1 protein-coding gene is annotated in these 296 nt (G+C 58.4%); it reads left to right on the forward strand.

The annotated features are described in order from the left end of the window. Positions 1 to 296, forward strand: a 296-nt coding sequence (locus CBX98_RS26445; protein WP_172606054.1) for a hypothetical protein, incomplete at both ends; no start/stop codon positions are given.

Raw genomic sequence — 296 nt, forward strand, 5'->3', positions numbered from 1 at the left:
TCTTCCTCGCCGGGGAGTTCGAACGCCAGGAGGGCTCGACACACAATGCCGTCGACAGCACGAGTCCGGAAGTGCAGTACCGCTACGGCTCACCCCGCTGGTACAGCAAGGTCGACTGGAACATTACCGATAGCAACATCCTCGAACTGACCGGCGCTTCGAATACGCGCAAGACAAGCGGCAGTGTCTACGATTACGACTACCCGACACTGAGTCGTGGCGAGCACATCGGATCGGCAGACAACACCAAGACCGGCGGCCATGTCTTCTCGGGCAAATATACCGGTTACATCACC

The organism is Vibrio sp. T9, from assembly GCF_003123985.1.
Classification (GTDB): Bacteria; Pseudomonadota; Gammaproteobacteria; order Enterobacterales; family Vibrionaceae; genus Vibrio; species Vibrio diabolicus.